At 56.1% G+C, this 17,040-nt stretch carries 4 protein-coding genes and 1 CRISPR repeat array; all 4 genes read left to right on the forward strand.

The features are described from left to right. The first annotated feature begins 7 nt into the window (after window positions 1-7). The 4 genes from cas2 (at window position 8) to LKE33_08105 (ending at window position 16,751) form a co-directional block, all read left to right on the forward strand. Window positions 8-298, forward strand: coding sequence for a CRISPR-associated endonuclease Cas2 (gene cas2 / locus LKE33_08090; protein ID MCH3950875.1), 291 nt, complete (start codon window positions 8-10; stop codon window positions 296-298). Window positions 299-457: 159 nt separating this feature from the next. Further along, window positions 458-13,484: direct repeats of the CRISPR family, unit length 33 nt; unit sequence GTCGCCCCACGCGAGTGGGGCGTGGATTGAAGG. A gap of 1,653 nt (window positions 13,485-15,137) precedes the next feature. Next, window positions 15,138-16,013 (forward strand): cupin domain-containing protein, encoded by an 876-nt coding sequence (locus LKE33_08095; GenBank protein MCH3950876.1) that lies wholly within the window; start codon window positions 15,138-15,140, stop codon window positions 16,011-16,013. A 405-nt stretch (window positions 16,014-16,418) separates the two neighbouring features. After that, window positions 16,419-16,568 (forward strand): hypothetical protein, encoded by a 150-nt coding sequence (locus tag LKE33_08100; protein ID MCH3950877.1) that lies wholly within the window; start codon window positions 16,419-16,421, stop codon window positions 16,566-16,568. A gap of 21 nt (window positions 16,569-16,589) precedes the next feature. Further along, a complete protein-coding gene (locus LKE33_08105; protein ID MCH3950878.1) occupies window positions 16,590-16,751 on the forward strand; it encodes a hypothetical protein in 162 nt (53 codons plus the stop codon). The last annotated feature ends 289 nt before the right edge of the window (window positions 16,752-17,040 follow it).

The raw sequence follows: 17,040 nt of genomic DNA on the forward strand, positions 1-17,040 counted from the left end.
GAAAAACATGTATGTACTGGTTACGTATGATATTTCCACAGAATCAAATGCCGGAAAAAGGAGACTGCGTAAGGTCGCTAAGGCATGCATGAATCGTGGACAGCGTGTTCAAAACTCAGTTTTTGAATGCAAACTGGATGAAGCTCAATTTGTTGTATTAAAGAATGTACTTAAAAATATCATTGACCCTGATCATGACAGTTTGCGTTTTTATCGATTAAGTAAAAATTATAAAAGTCAAATCGAAACAATGGGAGTTAATCTCGCCTATGACATCGATGGAACGCTGATTTTGTAAAAGTGAGCAACGTGCGAAAGTGGAGTGATTGAAAAATTGTCGGGCCATTCGCACCGGTTTTGGCAGACTTTATAAGTTAAAAATGATGTCAAAGTCTGTGTTATAAGGAAGAAGTTAAGTGAAAGCTAGGTATAGAGGATAAAACCACTATATGTAGCGGTCGCCCCACGCGAGTGGGGCGTGGATTGAAGGATGATTTGGGTGATGAACTTGTAGGACAGGCTGGGTCGCCCCACGCGAGTGGGGCGTGGATTGAAGGTTTAATGACGGGGAAAAGATTAAGATCTGCAAGGGTCGCCCCACGCGAGTGGGGCGTGGATTGAAGGAGCTTGTCCTGGGCATCCAGGTAGATGTGATAGCTCGTCGCCCCACGCGAGTGGGGCGTGGATTGAAGGGTCCATGGCCCTCTGTGCGTCCTTGAGCTGTCCGAGTCGCCCCACGCGAGTGGGGCGTGGATTGAAGGGTGGTAGTTGTTAATGTGTGCGTATGGTTTCCGTTTGGTCGCCCCACGCGAGTGGGGCGTGGATTGAAGGGTTTTGAGCAGTTGCCTGTGCAGTATCGCAACCTGGTCGCCCCACGCGAGTGGGGCGTGGATTGAAGGTTGGGATGCCCAGGGCGTCAGTAACGCCCTGCTGACGTCGCCCCACGCGAGTGGGGCGTGGATTGAAGGCTCATTCTTACACCGTCTTTCTGGCCAGGTCGATGCGTCGCCCCACGCGAGTGGGGCGTGGATTGAAGGAGAATGTTGTTCTGAATACTCCAAGACAATCCCAAGTCGCCCCACGCGAGTGGGGCGTGGATTGAAGGAAGCAATAGCAACATCGTTTTTCAGTGTACCGATGTCGCCCCACGCGAGTGGGGCGTGGATTGAAGGCGTAAGCAGAAGCGAAGCAAACAGGAACATTGATGTCGCCCCACGCGAGTGGGGCGTGGATTGAAGGACCTCGGTTATTTTGATGACCACCCTTGCCAACTCCGTCGCCCCACGCGAGTGGGGCGTGGATTGAAGGGCGATCGGCGGCAACCCTGCCCCCGGCAAGGCGGCGTCGCCCCACGCGAGTGGGGCGTGGATTGAAGGGTTTACGTGGGGGGTGCCCAACCAGGTTAAAGCAGTCGCCCCACGCGAGTGGGGCGTGGATTGAAGGGTCGATAATGTTTTGTTTAGATTCGGCCATTGAGGTCGCCCCACGCGAGTGGGGCGTGGATTGAAGGTCGAAAACCCTGGTTAACTCTCCTCCATCATCAGGTCGCCCCACGCGAGTGGGGCGTGGATTGAAGGTTGCCGAACAGCAGCCAAGTAAAGGCATCCATCAGTCGCCCCACGCGAGTGGGGCGTGGATTGAAGGCAGTTCGATTCTCTCCATGATCAATCTCTCCTTTTGTCGCCCCACGCGAGTGGGGCGTGGATTGAAGGAATCTGGCGGACCCGACGGACGAACAGATAGAGAGGTCGCCCCACGCGAGTGGGGCGTGGATTGAAGGTGCTGTAAGCAGAACGGACTATGCGGCATTGTATGTCGCCCCACGCGAGTGGGGCGTGGATTGAAGGTGCCATGCGCTGGGCGTTGTCCATCGCAATGAAGTCGCCCCACGCGAGTGGGGCGTGGATTGAAGGTGGTTAACGACAACGGACGCGTTGGCGCCTGCATCGTCGCCCCACGCGAGTGGGGCGTGGATTGAAGGTCGTTGAAGTAGAGCGGGTCCGTCAGCAGCTTGAAGTCGCCCCACGCGAGTGGGGCGTGGATTGAAGGGGAAATAATCTTCAATTTCCGTGATCGGAACCGCAGTCGCCCCACGCGAGTGGGGCGTGGATTGAAGGTGGTTAACGACAACGGACGCGTTGGCGCCTGCATGTCGCCCCACGCGAGTGGGGCGTGGATTGAAGGTACTAAAGCCGTAAATTTATCGCTAGGGCTCATTGTCGCCCCACGCGAGTGGGGCGTGGATTGAAGGAGGTCGGTGAATCTAGCCACGGCGCGCACGATGGTGTCGCCCCACGCGAGTGGGGCGTGGATTGAAGGATGTATAAATCTTGCGCGCTCATTTCAGCCAGCAGTCGCCCCACGCGAGTGGGGCGTGGATTGAAGGTTTTTATCGGGCGGAAAAATGCCAAATCCATTCTGGTCGCCCCACGCGAGTGGGGCGTGGATTGAAGGCGTACTGGTTGTCCATGATTTTGAAATTCGGCAGGTCGCCCCACGCGAGTGGGGCGTGGATTGAAGGGTACTGCTTCAGTTGGGTTTTGACGGTAAACTCGGTCGCCCCACGCGAGTGGGGCGTGGATTGAAGGAATCTTTGTAGAGGCATCCTGGATTTCCCTTACCCTGTCGCCCCACGCGAGTGGGGCGTGGATTGAAGGCTCCAAGCAGAACGGCAATGTACCAGTAGTCTGGTCGCCCCACGCGAGTGGGGCGTGGATTGAAGGTTTATAATCGCAATTATAAAGCTCCGCACTTTGGTCGCCCCACGCGAGTGGGGCGTGGATTGAAGGTCATATCAGGATAATTGTCACGCAGTTCACTGTAAGTCGCCCCACGCGAGTGGGGCGTGGATTGAAGGTAAGGAAGAAGTCGTGGATCCGTCCAACTGGATCAGTCGCCCCACGCGAGTGGGGCGTGGATTGAAGGAAAAAATCTCCACCCCATCCCCACACGGCCATGTGTCGCCCCACGCGAGTGGGGCGTGGATTGAAGGATCTTTCAGCCGTGCCAGCTGGGCTTTGGCAGCGGTCGCCCCACGCGAGTGGGGCGTGGATTGAAGGTATATCCCATGCTGACGATGCGCTTGCCAATCTCGTCGCCCCACGCGAGTGGGGCGTGGATTGAAGGACGTGCGGTGCATATTTTTTAGATGCCAGGATGGTGTCGCCCCACGCGAGTGGGGCGTGGATTGAAGGGACAAGCCGGAACACGTTAAGATTACGCAGTGCGAGTCGCCCCACGCGAGTGGGGCGTGGATTGAAGGTTTGCAAGTTCTAGCTGGTATCTTCGTAATGCAGTCGCCCCACGCGAGTGGGGCGTGGATTGAAGGCATTTTTAACCCTCCGTGATATAATGGAGGTGGAGTCGCCCCACGCGAGTGGGGCGTGGATTGAAGGTTTGGCGATATCCGGATCCGGTTCATACAGTAATGAGTCGCCCCACGCGAGTGGGGCGTGGATTGAAGGGTACTCAACGGAATTTCCGGTCGTCAGGGCGTCGCCGTCGCCCCACGCGAGTGGGGCGTGGATTGAAGGAGAACTGGTTAATTTTTAACGCAGAAGTTTACCGTCGCCCCACGCGAGTGGGGCGTGGATTGAAGGTATGAACGCTCAGCAGGTAATGTCCGGCACCGAAGGTCGCCCCACGCGAGTGGGGCGTGGATTGAAGGCGTCAGCTTGTGGCTAGCTTCCCCGCCCATATCCGTCGCCCCACGCGAGTGGGGCGTGGATTGAAGGGGGCTTTTATGCTGAAAGAAATCGAACAGGAAAAGTCGCCCCACGCGAGTGGGGCGTGGATTGAAGGCTGTGGTCGGGACGGTGACGCTGACATGAGTGATCAGTCGCCCCACGCGAGTGGGGCGTGGATTGAAGGAGTAAACGTCGGGAGGCTCTGGCTTGCAGTCTCTGGTCGCCCCACGCGAGTGGGGCGTGGATTGAAGGACCATACTCTTATACAGGCCAAGGGCACGCTTGCCGTCGCCCCACGCGAGTGGGGCGTGGATTGAAGGAGAGTCAAACTGAAATACACATCGCCGCTGCCGTGTCGCCCCACGCGAGTGGGGCGTGGATTGAAGGGTGATGTCAAAGTTGTTTTTCGGTTCAGGTCCTTGTCGCCCCACGCGAGTGGGGCGTGGATTGAAGGTTCCCTGCCCAGGATTACAATTTCCTGCAAACCGGTCGCCCCACGCGAGTGGGGCGTGGATTGAAGGGGCTATTTTTATGCAGATGAAGGGAAAGAAGACGTCGCCCCACGCGAGTGGGGCGTGGATTGAAGGCCATGCTCATACAATCACTATCGCATCAACAGGCGGCGTCGCCCCACGCGAGTGGGGCGTGGATTGAAGGTTTAAGGAACGGGCTGTAATAGCTCCCGACTTTGGTCGCCCCACGCGAGTGGGGCGTGGATTGAAGGAAACTGAAAGACCAGGCCGGAGACCTGAGCATCCGGTCGCCCCACGCGAGTGGGGCGTGGATTGAAGGTTATGAGTGGTCCGGGGACCTGGAACAGGCAGGCGTCGCCCCACGCGAGTGGGGCGTGGATTGAAGGCTGCTTCGTGACGTACGTGCTGATGACTTGCTCGTAGGTCGCCCCACGCGAGTGGGGCGTGGATTGAAGGTCCTGGAAACGGTGGTACATGTCGTTGAGTGCTGTCGCCCCACGCGAGTGGGGCGTGGATTGAAGGATCTTCATCCACCAGGCTCTTCCCGATGAAGCCTGTCGCCCCACGCGAGTGGGGCGTGGATTGAAGGAACCTGGATGATCTCTCAGGAATGTATTTCTTCGGGTCGCCCCACGCGAGTGGGGCGTGGATTGAAGGTTCTCAGCTGGCGTTAGCATCTTGTTGAAGGCCGTCGCCCCACGCGAGTGGGGCGTGGATTGAAGGCATTTTTAACCCTCCGTGATATAATGGAGGTGGAAGTCGCCCCACGCGAGTGGGGCGTGGATTGAAGGCATTTCGTAGGATCTGGAATCTCTGGACTGCATGAGTCGCCCCACGCGAGTGGGGCGTGGATTGAAGGTTTTTATCGGTCGAAAGAACGCAAAATCAATCCTGGTCGCCCCACGCGAGTGGGGCGTGGATTGAAGGGTACTACAGCTGGCACTGTGCCCATGCGCCGGCATGTCGCCCCACGCGAGTGGGGCGTGGATTGAAGGCTGTCGATGGTTGCCCGGCCAGCCTGGCTCTTATGTCGCCCCACGCGAGTGGGGCGTGGATTGAAGGAGAATCAATCCGGATGGCACCCGAACCCCGTACATGTCGCCCCACGCGAGTGGGGCGTGGATTGAAGGATGCTGCATCCTCCTTATATCCTGGACGTCTTGAGTCGCCCCACGCGAGTGGGGCGTGGATTGAAGGTATGACGCTCCCGATCATGCCTGAAACGGTGGAAGTCGCCCCACGCGAGTGGGGCGTGGATTGAAGGACTTCTGGCGGCCAGCCAGGCAGCATGATCTTTGGTCGCCCCACGCGAGTGGGGCGTGGATTGAAGGAATGGCGTCAAGCATGGAAATCGTGGACTTGATGAAGTCGCCCCACGCGAGTGGGGCGTGGATTGAAGGTTGTATAACCTGGCCACGAAGGCTGTGGCAAACAAGTCGCCCCACGCGAGTGGGGCGTGGATTGAAGGTTGCCGTTATCGCCGAAACAGCCATGGTAGTGGGCTGTCGCCCCACGCGAGTGGGGCGTGGATTGAAGGAATGTGTTCCCCTTCTTCTTCAAGCGCTTTCATGTCGCCCCACGCGAGTGGGGCGTGGATTGAAGGATATAATGGGAGGGGCCTTGCGGCCCCTGCTTTTAGTCGCCCCACGCGAGTGGGGCGTGGATTGAAGGGATCTCTTTATAACCTGCGTTGTTGAAAACCGGCGTCGCCCCACGCGAGTGGGGCGTGGATTGAAGGCTGTTCCCGGTCTTTATCCCCCCCGTCGTTATCCGTCGCCCCACGCGAGTGGGGCGTGGATTGAAGGTTCCAGGCATTTAATGGCCTTGTGAATATCCTTGCGTCGCCCCACGCGAGTGGGGCGTGGATTGAAGGGTCCACAATAATCAGCACGGGCGGCGCCAGGCTGCGGTCGCCCCACGCGAGTGGGGCGTGGATTGAAGGCTACAAAATTCCACCATTTTGCACCCCCTTACGGGTCGCCCCACGCGAGTGGGGCGTGGATTGAAGGCTTTCAGCTTTTTCAGGGCCGGGACCTCAAATTTCGTCGCCCCACGCGAGTGGGGCGTGGATTGAAGGATCGTCGGCGATCCAGTCACCACATCGCAAGGCAAGTCGCCCCACGCGAGTGGGGCGTGGATTGAAGGGATCTCTTTATAACCTGCGTTGTTGAAAACCGGCAGTCGCCCCACGCGAGTGGGGCGTGGATTGAAGGATCCTCCTTTTAACGTTTAAACCGTATAGTAATTAGTCGCCCCACGCGAGTGGGGCGTGGATTGAAGGGGTAATGCGGTATAACAATCGGTCATAGCCGTTGAAGTCGCCCCACGCGAGTGGGGCGTGGATTGAAGGTTGATGTATTCCGGCCCCAACGTGCCGTAATGCTGTCGCCCCACGCGAGTGGGGCGTGGATTGAAGGTTTTTCTGTCTGCGTAAAATTCGGCAACCTTACCATGTCGCCCCACGCGAGTGGGGCGTGGATTGAAGGCGGTTTCCAGTGCTCCCGATTTTCAGTCGGTACGGGTCGCCCCACGCGAGTGGGGCGTGGATTGAAGGTGCGACAAATCATAAGTACAGGCTTTTTTTTCGTCGCCCCACGCGAGTGGGGCGTGGATTGAAGGTCACAAGGCTGATAGATGCCGTCATTGGAGATGACAGTCGCCCCACGCGAGTGGGGCGTGGATTGAAGGTGAAAAAGGTTGATTAGGGAGGAAATAAATCGTTGCAACGTCGCCCCACGCGAGTGGGGCGTGGATTGAAGGCAGAAGGGGTGTGATTAACGTGAAAGGAGGCGAAAGTCGCCCCACGCGAGTGGGGCGTGGATTGAAGGATCTGAGAAATATGTTCCAACAGGGGGAAATTTTTGTCGCCCCACGCGAGTGGGGCGTGGATTGAAGGTTCTCCAGGCTCAGCCATTTTTTATGGTTCGTTCCGGTCGCCCCACGCGAGTGGGGCGTGGATTGAAGGCGGATTGGTAAAAAATATCTGGCCACAAGGGAACGTCGCCCCACGCGAGTGGGGCGTGGATTGAAGGGTGAAAGGTATCCCACAAAATTCGTATGTTTCAGTCGCCCCACGCGAGTGGGGCGTGGATTGAAGGCTGTCGCACTTGAAAGCCATACACTCGGTGATTCCGTCGCCCCACGCGAGTGGGGCGTGGATTGAAGGCTGGATTTCGGAATAGAGTTCCGGGTCAATGGGTTGTCGCCCCACGCGAGTGGGGCGTGGATTGAAGGCTTCGAAGTGCTCTTTCAGGAACTCGACATACTGTCGCCCCACGCGAGTGGGGCGTGGATTGAAGGTTGATGACTGAGGTGGCGCACTATGGTTGAGGTCGTCGCCCCACGCGAGTGGGGCGTGGATTGAAGGATGATCAAGATTATGAAAGCTATCCCCAGCGCTTACAGTCGCCCCACGCGAGTGGGGCGTGGATTGAAGGCAGAGTAGCGGGCATCATTTGCGGTACTCCGATGACGTCGCCCCACGCGAGTGGGGCGTGGATTGAAGGCTTTATGGATTTTGCGGGTCTCACCGACACCGCCGGTCGCCCCACGCGAGTGGGGCGTGGATTGAAGGTGCTGTATCGCGTTCACCAGGGCATCGCCGGTCGGTCGCCCCACGCGAGTGGGGCGTGGATTGAAGGTCTCCACGGTGGCCAGCAAGGCAGGCCTGACCCTGTCGCCCCACGCGAGTGGGGCGTGGATTGAAGGTGGTCGTGTCAGACTCTCACACCATTGAAAACAGTCGCCCCACGCGAGTGGGGCGTGGATTGAAGGGAGAAAATTGACCTGGAAAACATCCTGGTAATCATGTCGCCCCACGCGAGTGGGGCGTGGATTGAAGGATTGTCAGGCAGACCCCGCCGGACGTAATTGTTTAGTCGCCCCACGCGAGTGGGGCGTGGATTGAAGGGCCAATAATGAGTTCTGCCCCGCTTGCTTCAATCGTCGCCCCACGCGAGTGGGGCGTGGATTGAAGGCAGGTAGTCGGCAACGTCGCCTTTCACCGGACACTCCGGTCGCCCCACGCGAGTGGGGCGTGGATTGAAGGTGAGCTATGAGGAAATCCTGGGGAAACTGAACAACGTGTCGCCCCACGCGAGTGGGGCGTGGATTGAAGGCCGCATGTTCCCGTACTCGTCCATCACAGCGCCGTCAGTCGCCCCACGCGAGTGGGGCGTGGATTGAAGGAGTGTAGCCGGAAAACGGCTGCCGTTCCAGAGCAGTCGCCCCACGCGAGTGGGGCGTGGATTGAAGGCAACTTGGGACGTCGTAGTCCGGGTCCAGCTCTTGTCGCCCCACGCGAGTGGGGCGTGGATTGAAGGACTCAGCTTCGTCAGGTCACTAAGGTCAAAATGCAGTCGCCCCACGCGAGTGGGGCGTGGATTGAAGGCATGAAAGCAACCGGGACCGGGAAGCCGGAAACGGTCGCCCCACGCGAGTGGGGCGTGGATTGAAGGACAATGAAACCGATGAGATTAGACAGCACATTGAGTCGCCCCACGCGAGTGGGGCGTGGATTGAAGGCCTTTCCGGATGTGACAACAACCTTGGTAACGATGGTCGCCCCACGCGAGTGGGGCGTGGATTGAAGGTGACAAAGCACTGTAATATCATGGCCTCCGGGACGTCGCCCCACGCGAGTGGGGCGTGGATTGAAGGATATAATGGGAGGGGCCTTGCGGCCCCTGCTTTTAGGTCGCCCCACGCGAGTGGGGCGTGGATTGAAGGTTTCAGGTCTTCGAACCGCGTTTCCCGTGTGTGCGTCGCCCCACGCGAGTGGGGCGTGGATTGAAGGCAGGAGCTGATGAAAACCGGGACGACCGATAAACAGTCGCCCCACGCGAGTGGGGCGTGGATTGAAGGAAATCCGGCGTCCTGCAATGCGCTGGCCGCCTGAGTCGCCCCACGCGAGTGGGGCGTGGATTGAAGGTGTCCTAAAAGACACAACAAGGAGGTGATACGAAAATGTCGCCCCACGCGAGTGGGGCGTGGATTGAAGGGGTGATACGATACAGCAGGCGGTCGTAGCCGTTGGTCGCCCCACGCGAGTGGGGCGTGGATTGAAGGCGGTTACAATCACAACATACGACGCCTTAACGCCGCGTCGCCCCACGCGAGTGGGGCGTGGATTGAAGGATCGAGGTTGCTTTCAATGCTGTCAGTTCTTTCGTCGTCGCCCCACGCGAGTGGGGCGTGGATTGAAGGACCGTCGTAGATCACTACATGATCATTGTCACCATGTCGCCCCACGCGAGTGGGGCGTGGATTGAAGGCTGCTTGTCCTTTAGATGTAGTTTTTTTAACTCATGTCGCCCCACGCGAGTGGGGCGTGGATTGAAGGTAAAATCTTCTATTGCTTTTTTCTGTGCTTCTCTGTCGCCCCACGCGAGTGGGGCGTGGATTGAAGGATATAGTCGTTATAATAAAAATCTTCCAACGGCCAGGTCGCCCCACGCGAGTGGGGCGTGGATTGAAGGTTGACAGGTAAATGCCCGCCCGGGAACACCTTAATGTCGCCCCACGCGAGTGGGGCGTGGATTGAAGGGTGTCCCACGCTATCCGTGAATTTGGGCCAACAAGCGTCGCCCCACGCGAGTGGGGCGTGGATTGAAGGATGTTCCCGTACTCGTCCATCACAGCGCCGTCAAGGTCGCCCCACGCGAGTGGGGCGTGGATTGAAGGCCTGTGTGGTGTATCACGATCATGTCGGTAGTGTCGTGTCGCCCCACGCGAGTGGGGCGTGGATTGAAGGTCATCAGGCGCAGGGATGGTCCGGAATCGGCTACGTCGCCCCACGCGAGTGGGGCGTGGATTGAAGGATTTGCCCGTACTCGTCCATCACAGCCCCGTCAAGTCGCCCCACGCGAGTGGGGCGTGGATTGAAGGGGATCATTAACACCTAGGACCGTGACGGACATGAGTCGCCCCACGCGAGTGGGGCGTGGATTGAAGGCTCACTGCTATATCGGTAAGCATTTCCTTTCGTTCGTCGCCCCACGCGAGTGGGGCGTGGATTGAAGGCCACACCGGAAGAGAGCGGATTATCCGATGATGATGTCGCCCCACGCGAGTGGGGCGTGGATTGAAGGATCTTCTGTATCACTATCCGCCGGTACAATAATGTCGCCCCACGCGAGTGGGGCGTGGATTGAAGGAAAAATTTTTACCGTTTCTTTGGTTGCGTTTCCGTCGCCCCACGCGAGTGGGGCGTGGATTGAAGGCCTGTGCAGCGCCGGCAATGGTCTCACGGTCTGGTCGCCCCACGCGAGTGGGGCGTGGATTGAAGGAAACTGGCCGATGTACGGCAGCTCATAATCCCTGTCGCCCCACGCGAGTGGGGCGTGGATTGAAGGTGTTTTGCGTCCCGACAAGTTAGAAATTTGCAAGAGTCGCCCCACGCGAGTGGGGCGTGGATTGAAGGATCGACGGCTGCGGCGATGTAGTAACTCCAGGGGAGGTCGCCCCACGCGAGTGGGGCGTGGATTGAAGGCGTTCGGCAACCGAAAGGATCTTTTTCCCCATTTGTCGCCCCACGCGAGTGGGGCGTGGATTGAAGGATCTAAGACTGCGCCGTCAAGATAGATGCCGCGGAGGTCGCCCCACGCGAGTGGGGCGTGGATTGAAGGGGTTGCCGAACGAAAAGAAATGCTTACCGATATAGGTCGCCCCACGCGAGTGGGGCGTGGATTGAAGGATCGACGGCTGCGGCGATGTAGTAACTCCAGGGGAGGTCGCCCCACGCGAGTGGGGCGTGGATTGAAGGCAAAACGCACCCTGCAGGACTGGGAAGGAGGGCGGTCGCCCCACGCGAGTGGGGCGTGGATTGAAGGTTAGGCAAGTATGGCAAGTATGGTAGTGATTACGTCGCCCCACGCGAGTGGGGCGTGGATTGAAGGATTTCCTTACTGTCTCCGGCATCTTCAGGACCGCCGTCGCCCCACGCGAGTGGGGCGTGGATTGAAGGCGGTGTAGCCGTCAATGCGCTGTAAGAGCGTGAGGTCGCCCCACGCGAGTGGGGCGTGGATTGAAGGCCATACGCCTAAGCCTTCGCCGCGTCCCTGATATTGTCGCCCCACGCGAGTGGGGCGTGGATTGAAGGACAATTAAGATTGGCGGAAGACGTCGTCATTGTTGTCGCCCCACGCGAGTGGGGCGTGGATTGAAGGGTCGTATACTCCTCTTAACAATGGAGAGAGGTAAAGTCGCCCCACGCGAGTGGGGCGTGGATTGAAGGCGGTACGTCTTGCCTGCAAATTCAAATTTCATGATGTCGCCCCACGCGAGTGGGGCGTGGATTGAAGGGGAAAGGTTTGTATTAGTCCGCTGTACTTCTACTGTCGCCCCACGCGAGTGGGGCGTGGATTGAAGGTTTAACGTGCCTAATGTAGTGTTAAAGCAAGTAGATGTCGCCCCACGCGAGTGGGGCGTGGATTGAAGGCTTACTTATGCTGTCCATAACACCGGGCCTCCTCGTCGCCCCACGCGAGTGGGGCGTGGATTGAAGGAGATTAAGTGAGGCGAGACATCATGACAGAAGAAAGTCGCCCCACGCGAGTGGGGCGTGGATTGAAGGAAGTCCCTGAGTGCCGGAAGCAAAAGTGCGTACTTGTCGCCCCACGCGAGTGGGGCGTGGATTGAAGGAGATTCGCCATTGTGGATGCAGTCATCGTATACAGTCGCCCCACGCGAGTGGGGCGTGGATTGAAGGGTTGTCTTTATTGTATCACGAATTTTTTAAAAAGGTCGCCCCACGCGAGTGGGGCGTGGATTGAAGGTGATGAGTCTTTTCCTCGTCGCTAGCCATTTTCGTCGCCCCACGCGAGTGGGGCGTGGATTGAAGGCAATTAGGCGTGCTCTGGATGTAGAAGTCGTTCCGGGTCGCCCCACGCGAGTGGGGCGTGGATTGAAGGCAATTAGGCGTGCTCTGGATGTAGAAGTCGTTCCGGTCGCCCCACGCGAGTGGGGCGTGGATTGAAGGCATCATGATTCCGGTCCAAAATGCTGTTGTGGTCGTCGCCCCACGCGAGTGGGGCGTGGATTGAAGGATCTTTATCAGGCCATTTAGGGATAAGCGTTACTGTCGCCCCACGCGAGTGGGGCGTGGATTGAAGGTTAAAAAGTAAACTTTGTGTCGTATCCACCGGTCGTCGCCCCACGCGAGTGGGGCGTGGATTGAAGGTCATCGGTTAGCGTTACTAAATCGCCGACTTCCGTCGCCCCACGCGAGTGGGGCGTGGATTGAAGGTGACCTAGCAAATTTGACGTATGGGACGAGTTTAAGTCGCCCCACGCGAGTGGGGCGTGGATTGAAGGCGGTTTGAAGTGGAAGTCGGCTCTGGCAAGCCTCGTCGCCCCACGCGAGTGGGGCGTGGATTGAAGGCGGTTTGAAGTGGAAGTCGGCTCTGGCAAGCCTCGTCGCCCCACGCGAGTGGGGCGTGGATTGAAGGCTAATTGGAAATTCAAGATTAAGGTCCTGCGCCGGTCGCCCCACGCGAGTGGGGCGTGGATTGAAGGCTGTTTGAGGCTGAAAAGCTAAAGGCCAGAAACGGTCGCCCCACGCGAGTGGGGCGTGGATTGAAGGCACTCTTAAATGGCTTAGGACATTGAAGGAATTTCGTCGCCCCACGCGAGTGGGGCGTGGATTGAAGGTTCATTGTCACCTGCATAATCATCAATCAATGAGGTCGCCCCACGCGAGTGGGGCGTGGATTGAAGGCCGTTGGCAAGGACTAGCGGACGTCGGGTACAGCGGTCGCCCCACGCGAGTGGGGCGTGGATTGAAGGTTGCGCTGCCGCTCCACCTCCGCACTGATTCCGCGTCGCCCCACGCGAGTGGGGCGTGGATTGAAGGCCGGATGAATTTGTAGAAGCGCTGGCGCATTACCGTCGCCCCACGCGAGTGGGGCGTGGATTGAAGGAGAGAAGCGATTGACGCACTGAAAAGCGTGTTCCCGTCGCCCCACGCGAGTGGGGCGTGGATTGAAGGGGAAAACTCGGCGGCTATGAAACAAACGAGTATGGTCGCCCCACGCGAGTGGGGCGTGGATTGAAGGGATTTTGAATACGGCCTTAATCCGGCCCTGACCCAGTCGCCCCACGCGAGTGGGGCGTGGATTGAAGGTTGTGATAGCAGGATGCATCCCTGTTTTTGGGTCGTCGCCCCACGCGAGTGGGGCGCGGATTGAAGGCAGCAAAAGACGCTGGCATGTACTTCCGTGTTCGTGGTCGCCCTACGCGAGTGGGGCGTGGATTGAAGGGTATAAACCGCAATCGTCGTATCTGTTGCTCTAACGTCGCCCCACACATGTGGGGCGTGGATTGAAAATGCACGGACTGCAACATCATCATGCAGCACGTGAGGGGCGTGGATTGAAGGATGGATAATATTATCTATGCAAAGAACCGTCTCGTCGCCCCATGCGAGTGGGGCGTGGATTGAAGAATTTCGCCCAAGGAATTAATATTGATACTGCTATTGTCGCCCAACGTGAGTAGGCGTGGCTTGAAGGATCAACAGTTAAGATACTCTTTTAAAACCATAATAGTCGCCCCACGCGAGTGGGGCGTGGATTGAAGGAGCACCGCGGGTCCGACGGGCGGTTACGAGTACTGTTGCCCCACGCATGTGGGGCGTGGATTGAAGGTCAAGTCCCTTCTTAAGTTGTCCTCTAATTAGTTAGTCGACCCACGCGAGTGGGGCGTGGATTGAAGGCATTATAAATAAGGCTCGCCTCTTGCGTGACTGCGTCGCCCCACGCGAGTGGGGCGTGGATTGAAGGCGACTTTGTCGGCGCTTTGCGCCCTTGGCGGTGTGTCTCCCCACACATGTGAAGTGTGGATTGAAGGATTGATACCCTTAAATATATTGTCAATTCCGGATGTCGCCCCACGCATGTGGGGCGTGGATTGAAGGACGGGTCTCAATATCAATATGGAAATCGGAGACCGTCGCCCCACGTGAGTGGGGTGTGGATTGAAGGCAGATTTTCATAGCCATTGGCATATCAACGTATAGTAGCCTCACGCTAGTGGGGCGTGGATTGAAGGCGGTACGGATCTGGCAGATGTCGCCGGAGGCGAAAGTCACTCCACTTGAGAGGGGCGTGGATTGAAGGATATCCAAAACATTTTGTTTTATGGCCGCTTGCATGTCGCCCCACGCATGTGGCGTAGATGAAATTTAATAACAAGACAAATGTGATATAATAAACTTGTCGTTACACTCAAGTGGAACGTGGATTGAAGAATATTTTCTGTTATGAACTGACCCCTTGTCGAGGAATGCCGCCCCATACTCGTGAGGCGGCATTTTTGACTCAAAGTTAGTTGGATATAGAGACAAAAGAATCCAAAACTGTCACGGCGACACTTATAAAATCAGTATCTTACTTCCGAGCTAAAGATGATTTATTCATTCCGGCCGTTAGGCCGTACCACTCTGCCGAAGGCGGTGGCCAAAAGCTATATGCTAAAAGCGCCTTTTATCCAGCTAACTGCAGCCAACTGCTAACTGCCATCTGCCATCAGCTATCTGCCTCATGCTTTACCCAACAATCTGCCCGCACTACGGTACTAACCACTATCGTCTAACCCCTAACCACTTCGCCGCTGGCCGGGGCCAAATGCGCCTTTTCAGCAAACTGCAGCTAAATGCTAACTGCCATCAGCTATCTGCCTCATGTTTTACCCAACTATCTGCCCGCACTACGGTACTAACCACTATCGTCTAACCCCTAACCACTTCGCCGCTGGCCGGGGCCAAATGCGCTTTTCAGCAAACGGCAGCTATCTGCTAACGGCTAACTGCTATCTGCCTCATGTTTTACCCAACTATCTGCTCGCACTACAGTACTAACCCCTAGCCACCATCCACTAGCCACTATTAGTCGACTAATATACCTTGAATTTTATGAATTATCACTTTACAATGAAAGTGTATGAATAAGTTTCATCATTTGCGTGAAGGAGGAGAAAAAGTATGAAAAGTAAATTTGTCGCGTTTTGTCTGGCAGCATCCATCCTGGGAGCAGGTACCGCGCTCGCAAAGCCGGCCCCGGCTCAGCTGGTACCGGAAAAGCACGGTCAGTGCTATACGGCTGAGGAGCTCTTTGTAAAGGATGTCAATGGTGCCGGCGGCGGTATGGGAACGCTGCACGGGGATTTTGCGTTCCGCCGCGAACAGGCGCTGTCCAGTGATGCTATCAAGGAAATTGGCTGGATGACGCTGAAGACGGGTACATTTATCGGCAATCACGCACATAAGGATAATGAAGATGCGTACCTGATTATTTCCGGTAAAGGCATTTTCACCGACGGCAATGGCAATGCCTGGGTCGTAGGACCCGGCGATATGACGATTGCCCGCCCGGGTCAGGCTCACGGTCTGGCTAATCTCGGCAAGGAAGACCTGAAGTTCCTCGATATCATCGCAAAGAACGATAACGCTGATCTCGAAAAGATTACGAAAGAAGAAACGACGCAGTGCTTCCCTGTGTCCGCTCAGTTTGAAAAAGACGTCGAAAAGGCAGGCGCCGGCAAGGGCGTTGGCACGCTGTACGGCCGTTTCGCCTTCCGCCGCGAAGCTGCTACGGATGACCAGGCTATCAAGGAAATCGGCTGGATGACGCTGAAACCGGGCGATTCCATCGGTATGCATAAACACATCGACAATGATGATACCTACATCATCATTTCCGGTAAGGGTGTATTCACAGACTCCAATGGTAAGGAAACGGAAGTAGGTCCGCAGTCCGTTACCATCGCAGGCCCGGGCGAAAGCCATGCCCTGCGCAACAATGGTACTGAAGATTTGGTCTTCATTGACTTGATTGCAAAGAATGTGCCTAAAAAATAAAATTTAACTTCTAAATAGTGACTGTGCAGATTGAGCAATCATCCTGCACAGTCATTTTTATGAAATCGTTCGATATATAACGAACATTAATTACTAACGAAAAATAAAAAATGGGCAGCTGAAATTTGACCGCACTATTAAAACTATCGGCTGCTATCTACCGTCTGCTAACTGCTATCTGCTTTTTTATTAAAAAATCAACGGTAAAATCAGACCTATAGAAACAAAGTTTTCCTCATTTTAAGATTACTCAACATAAAAATTCATAAATAACATAAAAATAGTTACAATTTAACGGTCGACAATACCCTTAAATGTGAACAATATGTGTCTTACTTTTCATGAATAAAAATATGAGTATAATAAAAATTGTTCGGAGATACCGAACGCAAAGGAGGGATTAAAATGAGAACGGACAGTAAAATGAGCAAGGCGGTAGTGAAGAAGAGAGAAGAGTGGGAAGATACATTTCTCCGACTGTTCGCTCCCAGTTTAATCGGTGTGGTCCCCAAAATGGATGCGTGGGACCCGATGAGCTTTTTTGATTTTGAGTAAAGTAGAAGGGGAGGATGAATCATGATTATCAATGGCGCAGCTGCGAAGGAATTCTGCAAAACAATCGATGATCTGGAAAAGCTTCTGACGCTTGGCCTTATGACGAAGTCCGAGGCTAAAACTCGTGCCACCCTGCACGAAGTCGAAATCCCCGGATTTGTAAGACGTGAATTTCACGTGTAACTGAATAAAAGCATCTGCCCCGATAGAGTCCTCAACTTGCCTCAGACGTCTATCGGGGCAGCGCTTTTTTAGGCGTTTCAACAAATCCATCAGAAACAATTAAAAAGTATTTGTGTCAATTGAGCATACGTTCCTAGACGGGGTGTATGCCTTTTTCGCAGCTTGGTTATTGCAGAGCGGCTAACTTCAGCAATCTGCTAACTGCTGTTATCTGCTTTAGGCTTTGCCCAATAATCTGCCCGCACTGTAGTACTAACCACTGTTACTTTCTGACCTGGCTAAAAGCCAA

The organism is Acidaminococcus sp., assembly GCA_022482815.1.
Lineage (GTDB): Bacteria > Bacillota > Negativicutes > Acidaminococcales > Acidaminococcaceae > Acidaminococcus.